A 17,725-nucleotide genomic window follows, 5' to 3' on the forward strand; every position below is an offset into this window, starting at 1 on the left:
TCATCTCAATTTTATACCATTTTTTCGGAGGATTAGCTCAGTTGGGAGAGCACCTGCCTTACAAGCAGGGGGTCGGCGGTTCGAGCCCGTCATCCTCCACCACTTTACTAGCCGAAATAGCTCAATCGGTAGAGCAACTGATTTGTAATCAGTAGGTTGCGGGTTCAATTCCTGTTTTCGGCACCACTACATGTCCCGTTAGCTCAGGTGGTAGAGCACTTGACTTTTAATCAAGGTGTCGATGGTTCGAGTCCATCACGGGACACCACTTTTATAATTTAATGCCCGGGTGGTGAAATCGGTAGACACGCAGGACTTAAAATCCTGTGGCATAACAGCCATGTCGGTTCAAGTCCGACCCCGGGCACCACTAAAAAATTAATTAAATTGTTGAGGCTTTAGCTCAGCTGGGAGAGCGCCTGCCTTGCACGCAGGAGGTCAGCGGTTCGATCCCGCTAAGCTCCACCAGTTTACGATTCAAATTAGTATCAAAAGTTTCTAACCAATATATGGCGGTGTAGCTCAGCTGGCTAGAGCGTGCGGTTCATACCCGCAAGGTCGAGGGTTCAAGTCCCCCCGCCGCTACCAGTACGGACCCGTAGCTCAGTTGGTTAGAGCTACCGGCTCATAACCGGTCGGTCGTTGGTTCGAGTCCAACCGGGTCCACCAGTATTAACTTTTAAATAAACGTGGAGGAATACCCAAGAGGCTGAAGGGATCGGTCTTGAAAACCGACAGGGTGTAAAAGCCGCGGGGGTTCAAATCCCTCTTCCTCCGCCACTACAAATTTAAAACCATTTATGGTATAATAACAACATATCGCGGGATAGAGCAGTCTGGTAGCTCGTCGGGCTCATAACCCGAAGGTCGATGGTTCAAATCCATCTCCCGCAACCAATTAAAATTTAAAAAGGTCCGGTGGTGTAGGGGTTAACATGCCTGCCTGTCACGCAGGAGATCGCGGGTTCAAATCCCGTCCGGACCGCCATTTTAGTGGCTCTGTAGCTCAGTCGGTAGAGCAGTGGCCTGAAGAGCCTCGTGTCAGCGGTTCGATTCCGCTTGGAGCCACCACTTATGATCTTAGCAAAGTCTGTTATATACAGACTTTTTTTATTGTTTAAAGATAGAAATTTGGTATAATAGGGTTAAAATAAAGGGGAAAGTTATGAAAATATTAGGAAATATTATTTGGTTTATATTTGGTGGTTTTTTTGCTGCATTAATTTGGATCATTTTAGGTGTACTTTTATGCATTAGTGTTATTGGTATTCCAATTGGACTACAATTCTTTAAGTTTGCACAATTGGTTATCTGGCCATTTGGAAATGATGTCATCATAAATTTTGATAAACATCCAATACTAAATATATTATGGATCATCTTCTTAGGGTGGGAAACAGCATTGGGCTATATCATTATAGGTGCACTATTTTGTGTGACTATCATAGGTATCCCATTTGGATTACAATGGTTTAAACTATCTAAATTAGCACTTATACCATTTGGTGCAACAATAAGGTCTACTTAAAAAGTAGGCTTTTTATTTGGGAAATTCTGGGTTTGGGTGTAATGTCTATCTTAATTTGATATACTAATGTGTAGTTAATATATATAAAGTATATACATCATATTAAATTAAAGTAATTACAACTAGAAAGAAGAGGTATAAAATGAATATAGGATTCATAGGAACGGGCATCATGGGAAGTCCAATTGCAAGACATCTTGCTGAAGCGGGTCATACATTGACGGTATATAACAGGACAAAAGAAAAAGCCGAAAAACTTTCTGATATCGCTTATGTGGCATCTAACATTGAAGAACTAACACAAAGATCAAATATCATATTTATGATAGTGGGCTATCCAAAAGATGTAGAAGCTGTAGCTTTAGAGGTATTCAAGACAGCAAAACCGGGTACTATAATTGTTGATATGACCACCTCATCACCATCACTTGCAGAACACTTATATGAAATGGCTAATCAAAAAAACCTACACATGATGGATGCACCAGTAACTGGTGGTGAAGTTGGCGCTATTGCTGGTACGCTTTCTATTATGGTAGGTGGTGATGAAGCATACTTTGAAATCATTAAGCCATTATTAGAAACCTTTGGTAAAACGATCCAGTATATGGGTAAAGCTGGCAATGGTCAACGTACTAAACTAGCAAATCAAATTGCGATTGCCGGTACACTTGCAGGCACGGTTGAGAGTTTATATTATGCGAATTCGCTAAATTTAGATCTTACAAAGGCATTTGATATTTTCATGGGAGGTAGTGCATCAAGTACTCAAATGAAAACAAATGGTTTACATATGATTAATAAGTACTATGAACCAGGATTTTATATTAAACATTTCTTAAAAGACTTAAATTTAGCCATTGAATCTAGTGTTAAGCATCTAGAAGTAACAGTTATAGTACGAGATATGCTAGAAGTATTAGTAGATAATAACCATGAAAATAAAGGTACCCAAGCTCTAATACTATATTACCTAGATAATTTAGCAATTTTGTAACAATATTCGCTTGATTATTCATTTAATGGTATGCATTTTCATAATTATGTGATAAACTTAATCTATAAAAATTATTTTGATACTCAAAGTATTTTAAGGGAGAAAAATTATGAAAAAAATAGCAGTCGCAGTATTATCTACATCCGGAATGGATTATCTAAAAGAAAAAGATCAAACAGAGATTATAAGACTTACCGTATTCTTTGATGGAAAGGAATACGTAGACCATACAGAAATTAAATCTGATGAGTTCTATACAATGATGGTGGATAAACCAAACGCGGATATTCATACTTCACAAGTATCAACCGGTAAATTCCAGGAAGTTTATGAAAAAATTAAAAACAGAGGTTATTCAGACCTAATTGTTGTATCTATTTCATCAAAGTTAAGTGGAACTTATCAGGGTGCTTTACTTGCTCGTGATTTAGTAGAGGGTTTAAATGTTGAAGTAATTGATTCAAAAAGTGTTTCATTTGGAGAGTTTGTATTAGCTAGAAAGGCACTTGAACTGATTAATCAAGGTAAAGATGTAGCTGAAATTGTATCCAGTTTAAATGATATAAGATCGAAAGTTAAGATTTATGTTTTAGTAGATACACTAAAATATCTCGTGAAAAATGGTAGATTATCTGCAGCAGCAGGTTTAATTGGAACATTACTGAAGATCAAACCACTTCTAAAAATTATGGATGATGGTTCACTTAAACCTTATGAAAAAATTAGAACAACTACTAAAGCTCAAAAAAGAGTATTAGAAATCATCTTAGAAGAAACTAAAGATAAAGATGTTGAGTATTATATAGCTTATACAACTAATTTAAGTAAAGCTGAAGAATTAAAAGAAGAATTAACTGCAGCAAAGCCGAATGCAACCGTAACAATTATTCCACTTACACCAGTTGTAGGTGCACATGCTGGACCTGGTACAATCGGTCTAGGATATTTTGAAATTTAAGGAGCGTATAAATGCCATCTGCAAAAGAAATCATAAACACATTACTTGTTGACGTATTCAATCATATCTTAAGAATTGAAGAAGAAAAACTTAAAGAAAACAACGTTAAGTTATCAATGACTGAAGTACACGTACTTGAGGCGATTAGAAATACCGAGATTCCTACCATGGGCGAGGTTGCTAAAAGATTACGTGTAACACTAGGTACTTTAACAACATCCATTAACATTCTAGTTAGAAAAAAGATGGTATACAGATATTCAGATGATAAAGACAGACGTAAAGTATACTTAAAATTAACAGATGAAGCACTTAAAGTTCTATTAATTCATGATAACTTTCATGAGGATATGATCACATCGTTGTTTCATGATACAGACATAGAAAACGATGAAGTATTATTGAAATCGTTGGAAAATATTACAACTTATTTCAAGTCCAAGTATTAATTTGAAAAAACTATATAAATAGTCCCACAAAGCGAAGTTAGATATCATAAATCTAACTTCTTTTTTGTAATATAGACAGTTTTTAGTATAATAATATGTGGTTTTTTTATAAGAAAAACCTATAGAAATTTAGTATAAGGGAGTAAGCATTGAAAGAAAATTTTATCAGAGGAACATACCTCGAAATAGATTTTGGCAAACAAATCATAGCACATCAACAAGATGTAGAAACCATCAATAATATATTGGATGATATCATCAATACAAAGAATGAAGGTTATGTTCAAAGGTATCATCAAGGATTTTTAGATATTAACGATCCGGATATTCTGGACAAACTACCCGTGATAGTAGAAGTCCTAAAACTAGAGTTTATAAATTCTATAACAATAGGAAAAAGTGTATCAAGTATCATAACTAATTTTATTAATAACTTAGAAGAATCGTCTATTTATCATGAAGAGATAATCAGTTATATGTGGGAAATACTAGATCAAATGCATATTAAAATGCATTACATGTTACTTGATAATCAATCAAAGTTAGTTGTTGAAATGAAGAATTATCAACCTAAATATCTATTTGATTTACCAGATAATGTAGTTGGTGTTCTTTATAAAGATAGACCAAGTTCATTGGAGACGTGTATCCTGGATTCAAAATGTATTCTGTACTTGGTATCAAGTGGTACCTATAAAGTAAGATGCAGTTATAAATTTAAAAAATACGATTTAGGATTACTTCCGGGTTTGGAACTTGAATATACTAAACTGACGAGAAAAGACAGAGGCAAATTTCAGTTGGGTGTAGCAATACATAAGCTATCTCAAATACATAAATCCAGACACTTAGATCCTGACTTTATCATAGTAGAGCCTGAAAAAGGCTATATTCAAAACGCTGGTATTGCTTGTCTAACCAGACGACAGGTGTTTTATAAGAAACTATTTGAAACTTTTCCAAATAGTGATATACTAATTGCTTTGCCAAAACTAGAGTTACTTGATGTATACTTTAGTCAAGGTAACGAAACAAAACTAGATATAACAACCATCACAAATCATTCAAATATCTATGAAATAGAACTGAAATCAGCATTTAAAACACCAAATGATCGTGTATGTATTACAATCCCTGATATTGAGGATGTTAACGCGTTTAATCAAATAAAAAAGTATTTAGAAAACATAAGTATTAAGAAGCTAGGATATAAGTTAGAAATTGGCTTAGAAGTGAATACAGAGTATAGTAGTTTGAATCTATCAGCGTTCAAAGGATTTGAATACGCCATCATTGATTTAGATAAAAGATTTGAACTATTACTACCGGAGGAGGTCAATAGTATTAAATATGCTCTACAACATTCAGATTTAAGAAATATTTTGTACAGAAAATCTAAAAGAACTTATGTGATGGGAAAAGATCTATATAATCCAGATTTTTTACAAAAACTCATATATAGAGGATTTAGAAAATTTACGATAAAACCTGATCTTTTTCCACTCTATAGCGAGATCATTTATAGATATAATCAAGGTGAGAGATTATATGGTAAAACAGTGTGAAAATACCACATTTTAAACATAAAGATATACAAAAAGACAAAAAAGGGTTGCAATAAAAACTCTTTTTTTATATAATAATAAGGCTTGCGTAAATACAAGTAAAGCGTTGATCTGGAAGGTTGTTGATACACCGATAGCCGTTGTCGATGTATCGAGTATTTCCAGGGAGTAAAGTCTATGCAAGGATTATAGGCGAAAGGAGAATAAAAATGGCAAAAGATATTATTAAAATCAGTTTAAAAGCATACGATCACAGATTAATTGATCAGGCTGCTAAGAAGATTATTGAAAGCGTTGAAAAGACAGGGGTAGTAGTCCAAGGTCCAATTCCGCTTCCAACTAAAAAAGAAATCTTTACTGTGTTAAGAAGTCCACACGTCAACAAAGACAGTCGTGAACAATTCGAAAGAAGAACACATAAGAGATTAATTCAAATCTTAGATCCGAATTCAAAAACAATCGATGCTTTAATGAGAATTGATTTACCATCAGGAATTGACATCGTTCTGAAAAAATAAAACAGATGTTACAAGGCTAAAAAAATAAAAAGAAAGAGGAAAGACAATGGCCAAAGGAATCTTAGGTAGAAAAATTGGAATGACACAAATTTTCGATGAAAATGGTGTATTAATTCCTGTCACTGTAATTGATGTTGAAGGCAACGTTGTACTACAACAAAAAACTGTTGAAGTAGATGGTTACCAAGCAACTCAAGTTGGATTTGAATCCAAACGTGAAAAATTAAGTAACAAGCCTGAATTAGGGCACGTGAAAAAAGCAAATACTGCACCTAAGCGCTTCGTTAAAGAAATTCGATTTGATGCGCTTAATAATGAACTGTTAGCTTTAGAAGTAGGAACGGAAATTAAAGCTGACTTATTCACAGCAGGAGAAGATGTAGACGTAACAGGTACATCAAAAGGTAAAGGCTTCCAAGGTAATATTAAACGCCACAACCAATCAAGAGGACCTATGACTCACGGTTCTAGATATCATAGAGGCGTTGGTTCATTAGGAGCTGTTAAAGGAAACATGAAGGGTAAAAGATTACCTGGACAAATGGGTAATGAACAAGTAACTGTTCAAAACTTAAAAATTGTTGCGGTTGATACAGAAAATGATTTACTACTAGTATCTGGTTCAGTACCAGGACCTAGAAAAGGGTATGTCGTTGTAAGAAGCGCAATTAAGAAAGGTAACTAAGGAGAATAATTATGCCAACATTAAATTTATTCAATCAAGCTGGTGAAAAGATTTCTGAAGTTGCTTTAAATGACGCAATCTTCGGTATCACACCTAACCAACAAGTGCTATATGATGTTGTCAATGCTCAACGCGCAGCGTTAAGACAAGGTACAGCAAAAACGAAGACTCGTGCTGAAGTTCGCGGTGGTGGTAAAAAACCATGGAGACAAAAAGGTACAGGTCGTGCACGTCAAGGTTCAATCCGCTCACCACAATGGAGAGGCGGCGGGATCGTTTTCGGACCAATCCCAAGAAGTTATGCTGTGAAAGTTAACCAAAAAGTTAAACAATTAGCTTTAAAGAGTGCACTTTCATATCATGTACTTGCTGAAAATTTAGTTTTAGTAGACAACATTACTGTTGCTGAGCCTAAAACAAAATTATTCATCGAAATCATGAACAACTTAAATCTAGACGATAGATCAATCGTGTTAGTAGACAGTGTTGATAAAAATTTATTACTAGCATCAAACAACCTACCAGGATCAGTAGTTAGAGAAGTATCTCAAGTATCAGTATATGAGTTACTTAAGTTCAAACAAGTGGTCTTGACACAAGGTGCTGTTAAATACTACGAGGAGGTACTAGGATAATGGCTAAAGTAGTAGAAGCTAAATATTATGATTTATTACGTGCGCCGATTATTACTGAGCAATCAATGAAACTCGTCGAAGAAAGTAATAGATACACATTCAAAGTACCAAAAACTGCAAACAAAGTTGAAATCAAAAAAGCAGTTGAAGCGGTCTTTGAAGTTAAAGTACTAAAAGTTAACACCATTACTGTTTTACCTAAACGTAAAAAAGTTGGTAAGTATGAAGGTTTAAAGCCAGGATACAAAAAAGCGATTGTCCAGCTTGTAGAAGGACAAAAGATTGCTGCATTCGCAGTTTAATCAATAGTGAAAGATATAGGAGAATTAACTTATGGCAGTTAAAATTTATAAAAGAACGACCAATGGTCGTCGTAATATGAGTGTTCTTACCTTTGATGAAATTACAACATCTACTCCTGAAAAATCACTTCTTGCGCCAATTACTAAAACTGGTGGTCGTAACAACCAGGGTAAATTAACCGTTAGACATATCGGTGGTGGAGCAAAGAGAAAATATCGTATCATTGACTTTAAACGTGATAAAGATAATGTTCCAGGAAAAGTAACATCAATTGAGTATGATCCAAATAGAACAGCGAATATCGCATTAATTACTTATTTAGATGGTGAAAAAAGATATATCATCGCACCTAAAGGCTTACAAGTTGGAGCGTTAATCGTTTCAGGTAGCGAAATTGATATTAAAGTTGGTAATGCATTACCAGTTATGAGTATCCCAGTAGGTACAATTGTACACAACATCGAGTTAAAACCTGGTCGTGGTGGACAAATTGCAAGAAGTGCTGGTACATCCGCACAAATCTTAGGACGTGAAGAAAAATACGTTTTAGTCCGTCTACAATCTGGTGAAGTACGTCGTATCTTAGGTACATGTAAAGCAACAATCGGTGAAGTTGGTAACGAATCACACGAATTAGTTCGTATCGGTAAAGCTGGTAGAACACGTCACCTAGGTGTACGTCCAACAGTACGTGGATCTGTTATGAACCCGAACGATCACCCACACGGTGGTGGTGAAGGTAAACAACCAATCGGTAGAAAACAACAAATGACCCCTTGGGGTAAAAAAGCACGTGGTATTAAAACTCGTGATAAGAAAAAAGCGTCTACAAGCATGATCGTAAGACGTAGAAACGGATAAGGAGGGTAACCCATGGCACGTTCACTTAAAAAAGGACCTTTCGCTGATCAATCATTATTAGATAAGGTCGCAAAACAAGCTAAATCAAACGATAAAAAAGTAATCCAAACATGGAGTCGTCGTTCAACGATATTCCCAGAATTTATTGGTTTCACGATTGCTGTATACAATGGTCGCGAACACGTACCTGTATACGTTACTGAAGACATGGTTGGACATAAATTAGGAGAATTTGCTCCTACACGTACATTCCGTGGACACAAAAAAGAAGACAAGAAAGTTAAGAGATAGGAGAAAGATAATATGGAAGCTAAAGCAATTGGAAAAACCATTAGAATCGCTCCTAGGAAAGTACGTCTTGTCGTCGATTTAATTCGTGGTAAGAATGTTAAGGAAGCACAAGCTATTCTAATGTTTACACCTCGTGGTGCATCACCAGTTATTGCAAAAGTCTTAGACTCAGCAATCGCGAATGCAACACACAACTTAAATTTAAACCCAGAAAACTTATTTGTTAAAGAAGTATGGGCTAACGAATCAATTACTATGAAAAGAATGTTACCACGCGCTAAAGGTAGTGGACATTTAATCAGAAAACGTACATCACACATTACTGTGGTTGTCGCAGAAAGGGAGTAATTAAAGCATGGGACAAAAAACAAATCCAAACGGACTTAGATTAGGTATCATCCGTACTTGGGAATCAAAATGGTATGCTGATCAAAAAGATGTACCAGCACTTATTAAAGAAGATGCTTTAATTAGAGAATTCCTAAACGAGAACTTTAGTAAAGCGGGTGTATCTCAAATTGAGATTGAACGCGTTAAAGCTAAGTCTAAAGAAAGAGTTACAATTAAACTTTATGTTTCAAAACCTGGTATTGCATTAGGTAAAGAAGCATCAGTTAAAAATAAAGCAGTTTCTAATTTAGAATACTTAACTAAAAAAGAAGTTATCTTAAATATTATTGAAGTAAGACGCCCTGAAAAAGTTGCAGTTTTAGTTGCTCAAAGCATTGCAGAACAATTAGAAAACCGTGCTTCATTCAGACGTGCTCAAAAAATGGCTATTCAACGTGCCCTTAAATCAGGCGCTAAAGGTATTAGAACTTTAGTATCTGGTCGTTTAGGTGGAGCAGAAATGGCTAGAAGCGAAGGTTATTCAGAAGGACGCGTGCCTCTACATACATTAAGAGCAGACGTAGATTATGCTACAGCAGAAGCAAGTACTACTTATGGTATCTTAGGTATTAAAGTATGGATTTATCATGGTGAAGTATTACCAGGACAATCTATTTTAGACACAAGAAAACCTTTTGAAGCTGGTAATCAAAGACGTGGTCAAAAACGTCGTCCACGTAATGACCAACCAGGTCAAAGACCTCAACAAAGAAAAAGAAATAGCAAGGAGGACTAATTACTATGTTAATGCCAAAAAGAACAAAATACCGTCGTCCTCATCGTGTTTCCTATGAAGGAAAAGCGAAAGGTAGAAACGAAATTATAAATGGTGATTTTGCATTAGTGGCTAAAGAAGGTGCTTGGATAACAAACCGTCAAATCGAAGCGGCTCGTATCGCGATGACTCGTGAAATGAAACGTTTAGGTAAAGTATGGATTAATATCTTCCCACACTTAGCTAAAACTAAAAAACCTATGGAAGTACGTATGGGTTCCGGTAAAGGGGCTCCAGATTCATGGGTTGCAGTAGTAAAAGAAGGTAAAATCATGTTTGAAATTAACGGTGTAAGTGAAGCAACTGCTAGAGAAGCTCTTCGTAAAGCAGGTCACAAATTACCAATTAAAGTTAAAATTGTCAAGAGAGGTGAAGAAGCGTGAAAGCAGCTGATATCAGAAATTTAGATTCAAATCAAATTCATAACAAAATTGCTGAATTAAAAGCTGAATTATTCAATTTACGCTTTCAGCACGCTGTTGGTCAATTAGAAAACACAGCAAGATTAAGAACTGTTAAAAAAACTATCGCTCAAATGAAAACAATCATTTCTGAGCGTGGCGAGTAAGAGAGGATATGACAATGGAACAAGTTAAAAATAAAAAACTTTATACTGGAAAAGTTGTATCTGACAAAATGGATAAAACCATTACTGTACAAGTGGAAACTCACAAAGTGCACCGTATCTACGGTAAAGCTGTGAAAGTTTCAAAAAAATTCCATGCACATGATGAAAATAATGTTGCAAAAATGGGCGATACTGTAACAATAGCTGAACATAGACCATTATCTAAAACAAAGAAATTTATTTTAGTAAGCGTCGATAAAACAGCAGAAATTGTTTAAGAAGGGACGGAAAAATATATGTTACAACAAGAATCAAGATTATTAGTTGCTGACAATTCCGGAGCACGTGAAGTTCTAGTTATTAGAGTTTTAGGTGGTACCCGCCGTCGTTATGCAAACATTGGCGATATCGTTACTGTCACAGTTAAAAAAGCTAGCCCAACTGGCACTGTTAAAAAAGGTGATGTTGTTAAAGCAGTTGTTGTTAGAACAAAACATGGCATTAGAAGAGCTGATGGTTCAACTATCAAGTTCGATGATAATGCAGCAGTTATTATTAAAGATGATATGAACCCAAGAGGTACACGTATCTTCGGACCGGTAGCAAGAGAACTTAGAGAGAAGAACTTCATGAAGATCGTCTCACTTGCACCAGAAGTATTGTAAGGAGGAAGCCCATATGAATATTAAAACTGGAGACACAGTTGTAGTTATTGCAGGTGGTGACCAATTTGCAGTAGATAAAAAAGGTGTAAAAACTAGAAAAACTGGTCGCGTATTAAAAATTGACCGTGTTAAAAACACAGTTATCGTAGAAGGTGTTAACATTGTTAAAAAACATCAAAGACCTACATCAGCAAACGATAAAGGTGGAATTGTTGAAATTCCAGCTCCAATCCATGCAAGTAATGTAGCAATCCTTGATCCAAAAACAAACACACCTACACGTATTGGACATCGTATTGAAAATGGTGTTAAAGTACGTTATGCTAAGAAATCTGGTCAAACTTTAGACAAAACAGCTAAACCTGCAAAAGCTAAAGCCGAAAAGGTAGAAAAAGCAGCTACATCAAGCACAGACAAACCAGCTAAAGTTACTAAGGCAGCTAAAGAAGCTAAACCAGTAAAAGCTGTTAAATCACAAAAAGTTGAAAAGAACACAAGCGTACAAAAGAAAGGAGCTAGTGGTAAATAATGAGCGCAGCATTTAAAGAATTATACAACACAAAAATTGTTCCTAAACTAGTTTCTGACTTTAATTACGATTCAGTGATGCAAGTTCCAAAATTAGATAAAATTGTTGTTAACATGGGTGTTGGTGAGGCAGTATCTAACTCTAAATTACTTGATCAAGCAGTTGAAGAGTTAACATTACTAACTGGTCAAAAACCTGTTATTACTAAAGCAAAGAAATCTATTTCAAACTTTAAATTACGTGAAGGTCAATCCATTGGTGCTAAAGTAACTTTAAGAGGTGATAGAATGTATTACTTCTTAGAAAAATTAGTATCGGTAGCATTACCGCGTGTTAGAGACTTCCGTGGGGTATCCGCAAACGCATTTGACGGTCGTGGAAACTACACATTAGGTGTAAAAGAACAAATCATTTTCCCTGAAATAAACATTGATAAAGTAAATAAAGTTCGTGGGATGGACATTATTATTGTAACAACGGCACAAACCGATGCAGAAGCTAAAGGCTTATTAACTGAATTCGGTTTCCCGTTCAAGAAGTGAGGTGTAGATTATGGCAAAGAAATCAAAAATCGCTAAAGATAAAAAACAGCGCGAAATCGTAGCAATCTACGCTGAAAAACGTAGAGCTTTGAAAGAAGCTGGAGATTACCAAGGTTTATCTAGTCTACCAAAAGATGCATCACCGGTAAGATTAAGAAATAGAGATTCATTAGACGGTAGACCAAGAGCATATATGAGAAAATTCGGTGTATCTCGTATAACATTCAGAGAATTAGCACATAAGGGAGAAATTCCTGGTGTTAAAAAAGCTAGCTGGTAAGGAGGAAGAACAATGGTTATGACTGATCCAATTGCGGACCTATTAACGCGAATCCGTAATGCGAATAAAGCGCGTCATCCTAAAGTTGATATGCCATCTTCAAAACTTAAGTTAGAAATACTTAAAGTTATGAAGCAAGAAGGATTTATTAAAGACTTTTCAGTAAACAAGGATAAATTTCCAAAAATTACTGTAACTTTAAAATATTCTGATACAAATGAGCGTGTCATCAAAGGATTAAAAAGGATATCGAAGCCAGGTCTTCGTGTCTATGCAAGTATAGATAACTTACCACGTGTACTAAATGGTTTAGGTGTGGCATTAGTATCTACATCAAAAGGAATTTTAACAGACCGTGAAGCTCGTCAACAACAAATTGGTGGCGAAGTTCTAGCGTATGTCTGGTAATAAAGGAGGAATACAAAAATGAGTCGTATAGGCAATAAAGTTATTGTTGTTCCTGCTGGTGTTACCGTTGACATTAAAGAAGGAAACTTCTTAACTGTTAAGGGCCCAAAAGGTCAACTTGAAAAACAATTAAACTCAGATTTAAGCATTACATTAGATGGCAACTTACTAACAGTAAAACGTCCAAACAATGAAATGTTCATGAGAAAAATCCACGGAACAACGCGTGCCCTATTATTTAATATGGTACATGGTGTATCTGAAGGATTCTCTAAGAAATTAGAAATTAAAGGGGTTGGGTATAGAGCTCAACTTCAAGGTAACACTTTAGTATTACAATTAGGTTTCTCACACAATATTGAAATGCCATTACCAGAAGGTATTTCATTAGATGTTCCTAAAAATACTGAAATTACTGTAAATGGTATTGATAAAGCGGTTGTAGGACAATTCGCTGCAGAAATTAGAAAACACAGAAAACCAGAACCTTACAAAGGCAAAGGTATTCGTTATGTTGACGAATATGTTGCTCGTAAAGCTGGTAAAACTGCGAAGTAAGGAGTATAGACTATGATTAATAAAAAATCATCTAACGAGACGAGACAAAAAAGACATTTAAGAATCAGAAAACAGGTCATCGGTACTCCAGATCGTCCAAGATTAAACGTATTTCGTTCCAATACCGCGATTTATGTTCAAATCATTAATGACGAAACTCATAACACACTAACAAGTGCAAACACTAAAGAACTAAAAGTGGGCGCTAACATTGAAGGTGCTACAGCATTAGGTAAAGCTGTTGCTGAGCAAGCTTTAAAGTTAGGTATCACAAAAGTTGTCTTTGACCGCGGTGGTTATTTATACCACGGACGTGTGAAGGCATTAGCTGAAGCAGCAAGAGCTGCCGGCTTAGAATTCTAGGAAAGGAGTCTATCATGGCACAAAATTTTACAGATAACAAAGAAGAAATCGTTTTTGAAGAAGAAGTTGTAGCGATTAATCGTGTAACTAAAGTCGTTAAAGGTGGACGCCGTTTCCGTTTTGCTGCACTTGTTGTTGTAGGTAACAAACAAGGTAAAGTTGGTTTTGGTACAGGTAAAGCATCCGAAGTACCTGAAGCAATCAAAAAAGCAGTGGAAAATGCTAAGAGAAATATCATTGATATTCCGTTAAAGAACTCTACAATTCCTCACCAAGTACTAGGCGTATTCGGTGGTGGACGTATCGTTATTAAACCTGCTGCACCTGGTACAGGGATCATTGCAGGTGGTGCGGCTCGTATCATCTTTGACTTAGCTGGTATCCATGACGTATTAAGTAAATCATTAGGTTCTAAAACTGCAATTAACGTAGTGCGTGCTACTTTCCAAGGTTTAGAATCTCTAACAACACCAGAAGCTGTAGCTAAGCTACGTGGTGTATCTATCGAGAACTTGGTGTAAACTTATGTTAAAGATTACATTAAAGAAATCATTAATCGGTAGACGTCCAAACCAAGTTAAAACCGCTCACGCACTCGGTTTAAGAAAAATTGGACAAAGTGTTTCAAAAGTAGAAAACGACGCTATCAACGGTATGATCAACACAATTGGTCACCTAGTTGTAGTGGAAAAAGAATAAGGAGGCAAACCATGATATTAAGCAATTTAAAACCAGTTCCTGGAGCAAGACATTCTAAAAAACGTTTAGGACGCGGACCAGGTAGTGGTACAGGTAAAACCTCTGGTAAAGGACATAAAGGTCAAAAAGCAAGATCTGGTGGCGGTGTACGTCCAGGATTCGAAGGTGGACAAATTCCATTCTTCCAACGTATTCCAAAACGTGGATTCAACAACCACACTAGAGTAGAGTACGCGATTGTGAACACCAAAGAGCTTAATGTTTTTGAAGACGGTACTGTCGTAACACCTGAATTACTATTACAAACTAAATTAGTTTCTAAAGTATTAGCAGGCGTTAAAATATTAGCTGATGGAAAGTTAGAGAAAAAGCTAACTGTTAAAGCAAACAAATTCTCAAACAGTGCTAAAGAAGCAATTGAAGCAGCTGGTGGAACAATCGAGGTGATCTAAAATGTGGCAGCGCATAAAAAATGTATTAGCAAATAATTCAGTTATGGCTCGTGTGGGTATAACGTTATTACTTATCTTCATATTTAGAGTCGCAAGTTACATCCCAATTCCATTGTTTAACATTGAACTTTTCAGAAGCAATCAAACATGGTCATCAGGATTCTTAGGTATTTTAAATAGCTATACAGGACAAGCATTGGCACGTTTTAGTGTGTTATCTCTAGGGATTTCACCTTATATCACTGCATCTATTGCAGTACAATTATTACAAACAGTTGTTCCTTCTATGAAAGAGTGGCAAGAACAAGGTGATACGGGGAAAGTTAAAACTCAACGTATGACTAAGTACTTAGCAATCGTATTAGCGTTTGCTCAAAGTTTACTCTTAATTTTAGGTACAGGTGTTAGAGGCTCACAAATTCAAGTGGGCGTAGATAGTGGATTCTTTACTTACTTTTATATGGCTTTAGTTGTAACTGCAGGTTCTGCATTTGCAATTTGGCTAGCTGATCTAATTACAGCTAAAGGTGTTGGTAATGGTTCATCTATATTAATTGGTGTGGGTGTGTTAACATCTATTCCGATTATGATCACAACTTTAAGTGATAAATACTTAGGTACAGGTGAATGGACTGACATCTTAATCTATGTATTAATTCTATTACTTTATGTAGGTATTTTATTAGGTGTTGTTTATATGAACATCGCTAAACGTAAGATTCCTATAAACTATGCAAATAGACAAGGTGGTAAAACAAGAACAGATTCAAATATCCCATTAAAGATTAACTCTGCTGGGGTATTACCTGTAATCTTCGCATCAACCATCCTATCAGTTCCACTTTCCATTGTTGGTTTCTTAGAAGGTAGTTTAGGTGCAGGGACTCAAAGTTGGATCAATGCAATCTTCAATTACCAAGAACCACTTGGATTCATTATTTATCTTATCTTAATCATTGCATTCTCATTCTTCTATACATTCATGGTAACAAATCCACATAAGATTGCTGATAACTTATCAAAATCTAATGCATATGTGCCAGGTGTAAGACCAGGAGATGATACTAAAAACTATATTGCTAGAATTCTATTTAAAGTCACAGTTATTGGTACAGTATACTTAGTTGTATTAGCTGCACTTCCAATTATTACTGCATGGGTATTCGGCTTTGTAGGTGCAGAAGCTGCAAGCATCACCTTAGGTGGAACCGGGCTATTAATCGTAGTTGGGGTTGCTGCAGACACTACACAACAACTTGAAGCACAAGCTAATCAAGAGACGTATCAAGGATTGTTCTAATGAAAACAAGGATGATATTTGTAGGCCCTCCTGGGGCAGGCAAGGGATCACAGGCAAAAATAATTTCACAGACATTAAATATCCCACATATATCAACCGGTGATATGTTCAGAACACATATAAAGGGTAGTACGCCACTTGGTTTGGAAGCTAAAAAGTATACAGACCAAGGGCTGCTTGTACCTGATGATGTAACCAATCAAATGGTTAAAGATCGCCTAAGTCAGAAAGATGTTGAAAAAGGATTTATCTTCGATGGATATCCAAGAACACCTGATCAAGCAATTTTCTTAGACAATCTATTAACGGTAACAAATCAAAAACTTGATATAGTATTAAATATTTCATCAAGTGATGAAGTTATTGTTAAACGAATCACAGGTAGAAGAACATGCCCAGTATGTGGTGCTATATATCATGTTGATAACTATCCACCAAAAGTGGCAGGTATTTGTGATAATGATGGTGCAACCTTGGTTCAAAGAAAAGATGATCAAAAAGAAACAATTATTCGTAGACTTAGTGTTTACAAAGAAGAGACATTCCCGCTAATTAAGTATTATGCAAATAAGAACTTACTTATGGATGTTGATGGTAATCAACCTTTAGAGATGATTACAAAACATGTATTAGAAATTCTGGAGCAAAAATGATTACAATAAAAAGTTCTAGAGAAATTGAACTCATGAAAACAGCTGGTGACATCTTGGCACGTACTAGGGAATATCTAATTCCTTTCATTAAGCCAGGTGTTACCACACATGAGCTTGATATGCTCGCACATAATTTCATACTCGAAAATGATGCAACACCGTCATTTAAAGGATACCAAGGATTTGATGGATCGATTTGTGCATCTGTCAATGAAGTTGTGATTCACGGTATACCTTCCAAAAAGAAGGTTCTCAAAGATGGCGATATTCTATCACTCGATTTAGGTGTGAATTATAAGGGTTATCACGCTGACTCTGCATGGACATTTCCTGTTGGGGTTATCTCAAATGAAGTCAAAAAGTTGTTAGAAGTAACAGAAGAAGCACTATGGAATGGCTTAGCGGTTATTAAACCAGGTGCAAGCGTCAATGAGATTTCTAAAGCAGTTGAACAAACCATTAGACCACATGGCTATGGTATTGTTGAAGAATTTACCGGTCATGGCATCGGTCAAAGTCTCCATGAAGATCCAGCAATTCCTAACTTTGGTTATGAACCAAATAATGTGATATTAAAAGCTGGAATGACCTTTTGTGTAGAACCAATGGTCAATATAGGTACTAAAAGAGTTCGTATCTTAAAAGACGGTTGGACAACAGTTACACAAGACAAATCATATAGTGCACATTTCGAGCATACGGTACTTGTAACCGAAACAGGCTATGAAGTATTGACTAAAACAAAGGAGTAAT

Annotated in this window: 28 protein-coding genes, 11 tRNA genes and 1 pseudogene; all 40 read left to right on the forward strand. The window is 35.9% G+C overall.

All coding sequences use genetic code 11. The features are described from left to right. Nucleotides 1-26 precede the first annotated feature (26 nt). A tRNA-Val gene (locus tag IY230_RS04365) sits at nucleotides 27-102 on the forward strand. Nucleotides 103-110: 8 nt separating this feature from the next. Then, a tRNA-Thr gene (locus IY230_RS04370) sits at nucleotides 111-186 on the forward strand. Nucleotides 187-192: 6 nt separating this feature from the next. Next, a tRNA-Lys gene (locus IY230_RS04375) sits at nucleotides 193-268 on the forward strand. Between the two features lie 15 nt (nucleotides 269-283). Beyond that, nucleotides 284-370, forward strand: a tRNA-Leu gene (locus IY230_RS04380). A 22-nt stretch (nucleotides 371-392) separates the two neighbouring features. Next, nucleotides 393-468 (forward strand) — tRNA-Ala (locus IY230_RS04385). 43 nt (nucleotides 469-511) lie between these two features. Beyond that, nucleotides 512-588: transfer RNA gene (locus tag IY230_RS04390), tRNA-Met, on the forward strand. A 4-nt stretch (nucleotides 589-592) separates the two neighbouring features. Next, nucleotides 593-669, forward strand: a tRNA-Ile gene (locus tag IY230_RS04395). A gap of 22 nt (nucleotides 670-691) precedes the next feature. Next, a tRNA-Ser gene (locus IY230_RS04400) sits at nucleotides 692-780 on the forward strand. A gap of 40 nt (nucleotides 781-820) precedes the next feature. Next, a tRNA-Met gene (locus tag IY230_RS04405) sits at nucleotides 821-897 on the forward strand. Nucleotides 898-912: 15 nt separating this feature from the next. Then, a tRNA-Asp gene (locus tag IY230_RS04410) sits at nucleotides 913-988 on the forward strand. A 7-nt stretch (nucleotides 989-995) separates the two neighbouring features. Next, nucleotides 996-1,071, forward strand: a tRNA-Phe gene (locus IY230_RS04415). A 94-nt stretch (nucleotides 1,072-1,165) separates the two neighbouring features. Continuing rightward, nucleotides 1,166-1,528, forward strand: a complete 363-nt coding sequence (locus IY230_RS04420; RefSeq protein ID WP_196370173.1) for a YccF domain-containing protein — start codon at nucleotides 1,166-1,168, stop codon at nucleotides 1,526-1,528. A 142-nt stretch (nucleotides 1,529-1,670) separates the two neighbouring features. Beyond that, nucleotides 1,671-2,525 (forward strand): NAD(P)-dependent oxidoreductase, encoded by an 855-nt coding sequence (locus tag IY230_RS04425; RefSeq protein ID WP_196370175.1) that lies wholly within the window; start codon nucleotides 1,671-1,673, stop codon nucleotides 2,523-2,525. Nucleotides 2,526-2,634: 109 nt separating this feature from the next. Further along, a complete protein-coding gene (locus IY230_RS04430) occupies nucleotides 2,635-3,483 on the forward strand; it encodes a DegV family protein (RefSeq protein ID WP_196370177.1) in 849 nt (282 codons plus the stop codon). A gap of 11 nt (nucleotides 3,484-3,494) precedes the next feature. After that, a complete protein-coding gene (locus IY230_RS04435) occupies nucleotides 3,495-3,932 on the forward strand; it encodes a MarR family winged helix-turn-helix transcriptional regulator (RefSeq protein WP_196370179.1) in 438 nt (145 codons plus the stop codon). 149 nt (nucleotides 3,933-4,081) lie between these two features. Further along, nucleotides 4,082-5,497, forward strand: coding sequence for a hypothetical protein (locus tag IY230_RS04440; RefSeq protein WP_196370181.1), 1,416 nt, complete (start codon nucleotides 4,082-4,084; stop codon nucleotides 5,495-5,497). Between the two features lie 209 nt (nucleotides 5,498-5,706). Further along, nucleotides 5,707-6,015, forward strand: coding sequence for a 30S ribosomal protein S10 (gene rpsJ / locus IY230_RS04445; RefSeq protein ID WP_012242043.1), 309 nt, complete (start codon nucleotides 5,707-5,709; stop codon nucleotides 6,013-6,015). A gap of 46 nt (nucleotides 6,016-6,061) precedes the next feature. After that, on the forward strand, nucleotides 6,062-6,700 hold the full coding sequence (gene rplC / locus IY230_RS04450) for a 50S ribosomal protein L3 (RefSeq protein WP_196370182.1): 639 nt from the start codon (nucleotides 6,062-6,064) through the stop codon (nucleotides 6,698-6,700). A gap of 11 nt (nucleotides 6,701-6,711) precedes the next feature. Continuing rightward, nucleotides 6,712-7,335, forward strand: a complete 624-nt coding sequence (rplD, locus tag IY230_RS04455; RefSeq protein WP_196370183.1) for a 50S ribosomal protein L4 — start codon at nucleotides 6,712-6,714, stop codon at nucleotides 7,333-7,335. Further along, nucleotides 7,335-7,637: a 50S ribosomal protein L23 gene (gene rplW / locus IY230_RS04460; protein ID WP_196370184.1), complete on the forward strand. Its 303-nt coding sequence runs from the start codon at nucleotides 7,335-7,337 to the stop codon at nucleotides 7,635-7,637. The genes rplD and rplW overlap by 1 nt, the downstream gene beginning before the upstream one ends. A gap of 31 nt (nucleotides 7,638-7,668) precedes the next feature. After that, nucleotides 7,669-8,499 carry a 50S ribosomal protein L2 gene (gene rplB / locus IY230_RS04465; RefSeq protein ID WP_012242047.1) on the forward strand — a complete coding sequence of 277 codons (831 nt, stop codon included), beginning with the start codon at nucleotides 7,669-7,671 and terminating at the stop codon, nucleotides 8,497-8,499. 12 nt (nucleotides 8,500-8,511) lie between these two features. Further along, nucleotides 8,512-8,790, forward strand: coding sequence for a 30S ribosomal protein S19 (gene rpsS / locus IY230_RS04470; RefSeq protein WP_012242048.1), 279 nt, complete (start codon nucleotides 8,512-8,514; stop codon nucleotides 8,788-8,790). Between the two features lie 12 nt (nucleotides 8,791-8,802). Further along, nucleotides 8,803-9,138: a 50S ribosomal protein L22 gene (rplV, locus tag IY230_RS04475; protein WP_012242049.1), complete on the forward strand. Its 336-nt coding sequence runs from the start codon at nucleotides 8,803-8,805 to the stop codon at nucleotides 9,136-9,138. Between the two features lie 7 nt (nucleotides 9,139-9,145). After that, a complete protein-coding gene (gene rpsC, locus IY230_RS04480) occupies nucleotides 9,146-9,916 on the forward strand; it encodes a 30S ribosomal protein S3 (RefSeq protein ID WP_196370185.1) in 771 nt (256 codons plus the stop codon). A 5-nt stretch (nucleotides 9,917-9,921) separates the two neighbouring features. Next, the gene (rplP, locus tag IY230_RS04485) at nucleotides 9,922-10,338 is read left to right on the forward strand and encodes a 50S ribosomal protein L16 (protein ID WP_012242051.1); all 417 of its coding nucleotides are present in this window, start codon (nucleotides 9,922-9,924) and stop codon (nucleotides 10,336-10,338) included. After that, the gene (rpmC, locus tag IY230_RS04490; RefSeq protein ID WP_012242052.1) at nucleotides 10,335-10,523 is read left to right on the forward strand and encodes a 50S ribosomal protein L29; all 189 of its coding nucleotides are present in this window, start codon (nucleotides 10,335-10,337) and stop codon (nucleotides 10,521-10,523) included. The genes rplP and rpmC overlap by 4 nt, the downstream gene beginning before the upstream one ends. Nucleotides 10,524-10,537: 14 nt before the next feature. Continuing rightward, a complete protein-coding gene (gene rpsQ / locus IY230_RS04495; protein ID WP_069580487.1) occupies nucleotides 10,538-10,801 on the forward strand; it encodes a 30S ribosomal protein S17 in 264 nt (87 codons plus the stop codon). Between the two features lie 18 nt (nucleotides 10,802-10,819). After that, the gene (rplN, locus tag IY230_RS04500) at nucleotides 10,820-11,188 is read left to right on the forward strand and encodes a 50S ribosomal protein L14 (RefSeq protein WP_012242054.1); all 369 of its coding nucleotides are present in this window, start codon (nucleotides 10,820-10,822) and stop codon (nucleotides 11,186-11,188) included. Nucleotides 11,189-11,201: 13 nt separating this feature from the next. Further along, nucleotides 11,202-11,540, forward strand: a pseudogene (gene rplX, locus IY230_RS06610) (50S ribosomal protein L24); the annotation flags it as partial. Nucleotides 11,541-11,716: 176 nt separating this feature from the next. Then, nucleotides 11,717-12,259 carry a 50S ribosomal protein L5 gene (rplE, locus tag IY230_RS04510; protein ID WP_196370187.1) on the forward strand — a complete coding sequence of 181 codons (543 nt, stop codon included), beginning with the start codon at nucleotides 11,717-11,719 and terminating at the stop codon, nucleotides 12,257-12,259. A 10-nt stretch (nucleotides 12,260-12,269) separates the two neighbouring features. Then, entirely contained in the window at nucleotides 12,270-12,539 is a 270-nt protein-coding gene (gene rpsN, locus IY230_RS04515; RefSeq protein ID WP_012242057.1) for a 30S ribosomal protein S14, read from the forward strand. Between the two features lie 12 nt (nucleotides 12,540-12,551). Further along, entirely contained in the window at nucleotides 12,552-12,947 is a 396-nt protein-coding gene (rpsH, locus tag IY230_RS04520; RefSeq protein WP_012242058.1) for a 30S ribosomal protein S8, read from the forward strand. 18 nt (nucleotides 12,948-12,965) lie between these two features. Continuing rightward, the gene (rplF, locus tag IY230_RS04525; RefSeq protein ID WP_196370188.1) at nucleotides 12,966-13,505 is read left to right on the forward strand and encodes a 50S ribosomal protein L6; all 540 of its coding nucleotides are present in this window, start codon (nucleotides 12,966-12,968) and stop codon (nucleotides 13,503-13,505) included. 12 nt (nucleotides 13,506-13,517) lie between these two features. Then, entirely contained in the window at nucleotides 13,518-13,868 is a 351-nt protein-coding gene (rplR, locus tag IY230_RS04530) for a 50S ribosomal protein L18 (RefSeq protein WP_196370189.1), read from the forward strand. 14 nt (nucleotides 13,869-13,882) lie between these two features. Then, complete coding sequence (rpsE, locus tag IY230_RS04535; protein WP_196370191.1) at nucleotides 13,883-14,389, forward strand: 30S ribosomal protein S5; 507 nt, start codon at nucleotides 13,883-13,885, stop codon at nucleotides 14,387-14,389. 4 nt (nucleotides 14,390-14,393) lie between these two features. After that, a complete protein-coding gene (gene rpmD, locus IY230_RS04540) occupies nucleotides 14,394-14,567 on the forward strand; it encodes a 50S ribosomal protein L30 (protein ID WP_012242062.1) in 174 nt (57 codons plus the stop codon). Nucleotides 14,568-14,578: 11 nt separating this feature from the next. Continuing rightward, nucleotides 14,579-15,019: a 50S ribosomal protein L15 gene (rplO, locus tag IY230_RS04545; protein ID WP_012242063.1), complete on the forward strand. Its 441-nt coding sequence runs from the start codon at nucleotides 14,579-14,581 to the stop codon at nucleotides 15,017-15,019. Nucleotide 15,020: 1 nt separating this feature from the next. Then, nucleotides 15,021-16,319 (forward strand): preprotein translocase subunit SecY, encoded by a 1,299-nt coding sequence (secY, locus tag IY230_RS04550; RefSeq protein WP_012242064.1) that lies wholly within the window; start codon nucleotides 15,021-15,023, stop codon nucleotides 16,317-16,319. Continuing rightward, nucleotides 16,319-16,972 carry an adenylate kinase gene (locus IY230_RS04555; protein WP_196370193.1) on the forward strand — a complete coding sequence of 218 codons (654 nt, stop codon included), beginning with the start codon at nucleotides 16,319-16,321 and terminating at the stop codon, nucleotides 16,970-16,972. The genes secY and IY230_RS04555 overlap by 1 nt, the downstream gene beginning before the upstream one ends. After that, nucleotides 16,969-17,724, forward strand: a complete 756-nt coding sequence (gene map / locus IY230_RS04560; protein WP_196370195.1) for a type I methionyl aminopeptidase — start codon at nucleotides 16,969-16,971, stop codon at nucleotides 17,722-17,724. The genes IY230_RS04555 and map overlap by 4 nt, the downstream gene beginning before the upstream one ends. Nucleotide 17,725 lies beyond the last annotated feature (1 nt).

Origin of the sequence: Acholeplasma laidlawii, from assembly GCF_015709225.1 — a bacterium.
GTDB lineage: Bacteria > Bacillota_I > Bacilli_A > Acholeplasmatales > Acholeplasmataceae > Acholeplasma > Acholeplasma laidlawii_A.

Bases quoted from the DNA above. Each gene is read 5' to 3' on its own strand.
- IY230_RS04420 (WP_196370173.1), top strand. From the start codon at position 1,166: ATGAAAATATTAGGAAATATTATTTGGTTTATATTTGGTGGTTTTTTT.
- IY230_RS04425 (WP_196370175.1), top strand. From the start codon at position 1,671: ATGAATATAGGATTCATAGGAACGGGCATCATGGGAAGTCCAATTGCA.
- IY230_RS04430 (WP_196370177.1), top strand. From the start codon at position 2,635: ATGAAAAAAATAGCAGTCGCAGTATTATCTACATCCGGAATGGATTAT.
- IY230_RS04435 (WP_196370179.1), top strand. From the start codon at position 3,495: ATGCCATCTGCAAAAGAAATCATAAACACATTACTTGTTGACGTATTC.
- rpsJ (WP_012242043.1), top strand. From the start codon at position 5,707: ATGGCAAAAGATATTATTAAAATCAGTTTAAAAGCATACGATCACAGA.
- rplC (WP_196370182.1), top strand. From the start codon at position 6,062: ATGGCCAAAGGAATCTTAGGTAGAAAAATTGGAATGACACAAATTTTC.
- rplD (WP_196370183.1), top strand. From the start codon at position 6,712: ATGCCAACATTAAATTTATTCAATCAAGCTGGTGAAAAGATTTCTGAA.
- rplW (WP_196370184.1), top strand. From the start codon at position 7,335: ATGGCTAAAGTAGTAGAAGCTAAATATTATGATTTATTACGTGCGCCG.
- rplB (WP_012242047.1), top strand. From the start codon at position 7,669: ATGGCAGTTAAAATTTATAAAAGAACGACCAATGGTCGTCGTAATATG.
- rpsS (WP_012242048.1), top strand. From the start codon at position 8,512: ATGGCACGTTCACTTAAAAAAGGACCTTTCGCTGATCAATCATTATTA.
- rplV (WP_012242049.1), top strand. From the start codon at position 8,803: ATGGAAGCTAAAGCAATTGGAAAAACCATTAGAATCGCTCCTAGGAAA.
- rpsC (WP_196370185.1), top strand. From the start codon at position 9,146: ATGGGACAAAAAACAAATCCAAACGGACTTAGATTAGGTATCATCCGT.
- rplP (WP_012242051.1), top strand. From the start codon at position 9,922: ATGTTAATGCCAAAAAGAACAAAATACCGTCGTCCTCATCGTGTTTCC.
- rpsQ (WP_069580487.1), top strand. From the start codon at position 10,538: ATGGAACAAGTTAAAAATAAAAAACTTTATACTGGAAAAGTTGTATCT.
- rplN (WP_012242054.1), top strand. From the start codon at position 10,820: ATGTTACAACAAGAATCAAGATTATTAGTTGCTGACAATTCCGGAGCA.
- rplE (WP_196370187.1), top strand. From the start codon at position 11,717: ATGAGCGCAGCATTTAAAGAATTATACAACACAAAAATTGTTCCTAAA.
- rpsN (WP_012242057.1), top strand. From the start codon at position 12,270: ATGGCAAAGAAATCAAAAATCGCTAAAGATAAAAAACAGCGCGAAATC.
- rpsH (WP_012242058.1), top strand. From the start codon at position 12,552: ATGGTTATGACTGATCCAATTGCGGACCTATTAACGCGAATCCGTAAT.
- rplF (WP_196370188.1), top strand. From the start codon at position 12,966: ATGAGTCGTATAGGCAATAAAGTTATTGTTGTTCCTGCTGGTGTTACC.
- rplR (WP_196370189.1), top strand. From the start codon at position 13,518: ATGATTAATAAAAAATCATCTAACGAGACGAGACAAAAAAGACATTTA.
- rpsE (WP_196370191.1), top strand. From the start codon at position 13,883: ATGGCACAAAATTTTACAGATAACAAAGAAGAAATCGTTTTTGAAGAA.
- rpmD (WP_012242062.1), top strand. From the start codon at position 14,394: ATGTTAAAGATTACATTAAAGAAATCATTAATCGGTAGACGTCCAAAC.
- rplO (WP_012242063.1), top strand. From the start codon at position 14,579: ATGATATTAAGCAATTTAAAACCAGTTCCTGGAGCAAGACATTCTAAA.
- secY (WP_012242064.1), top strand. From the start codon at position 15,021: ATGTGGCAGCGCATAAAAAATGTATTAGCAAATAATTCAGTTATGGCT.
- IY230_RS04555 (WP_196370193.1), top strand. From the start codon at position 16,319: ATGAAAACAAGGATGATATTTGTAGGCCCTCCTGGGGCAGGCAAGGGA.
- map (WP_196370195.1), top strand. From the start codon at position 16,969: ATGATTACAATAAAAAGTTCTAGAGAAATTGAACTCATGAAAACAGCT.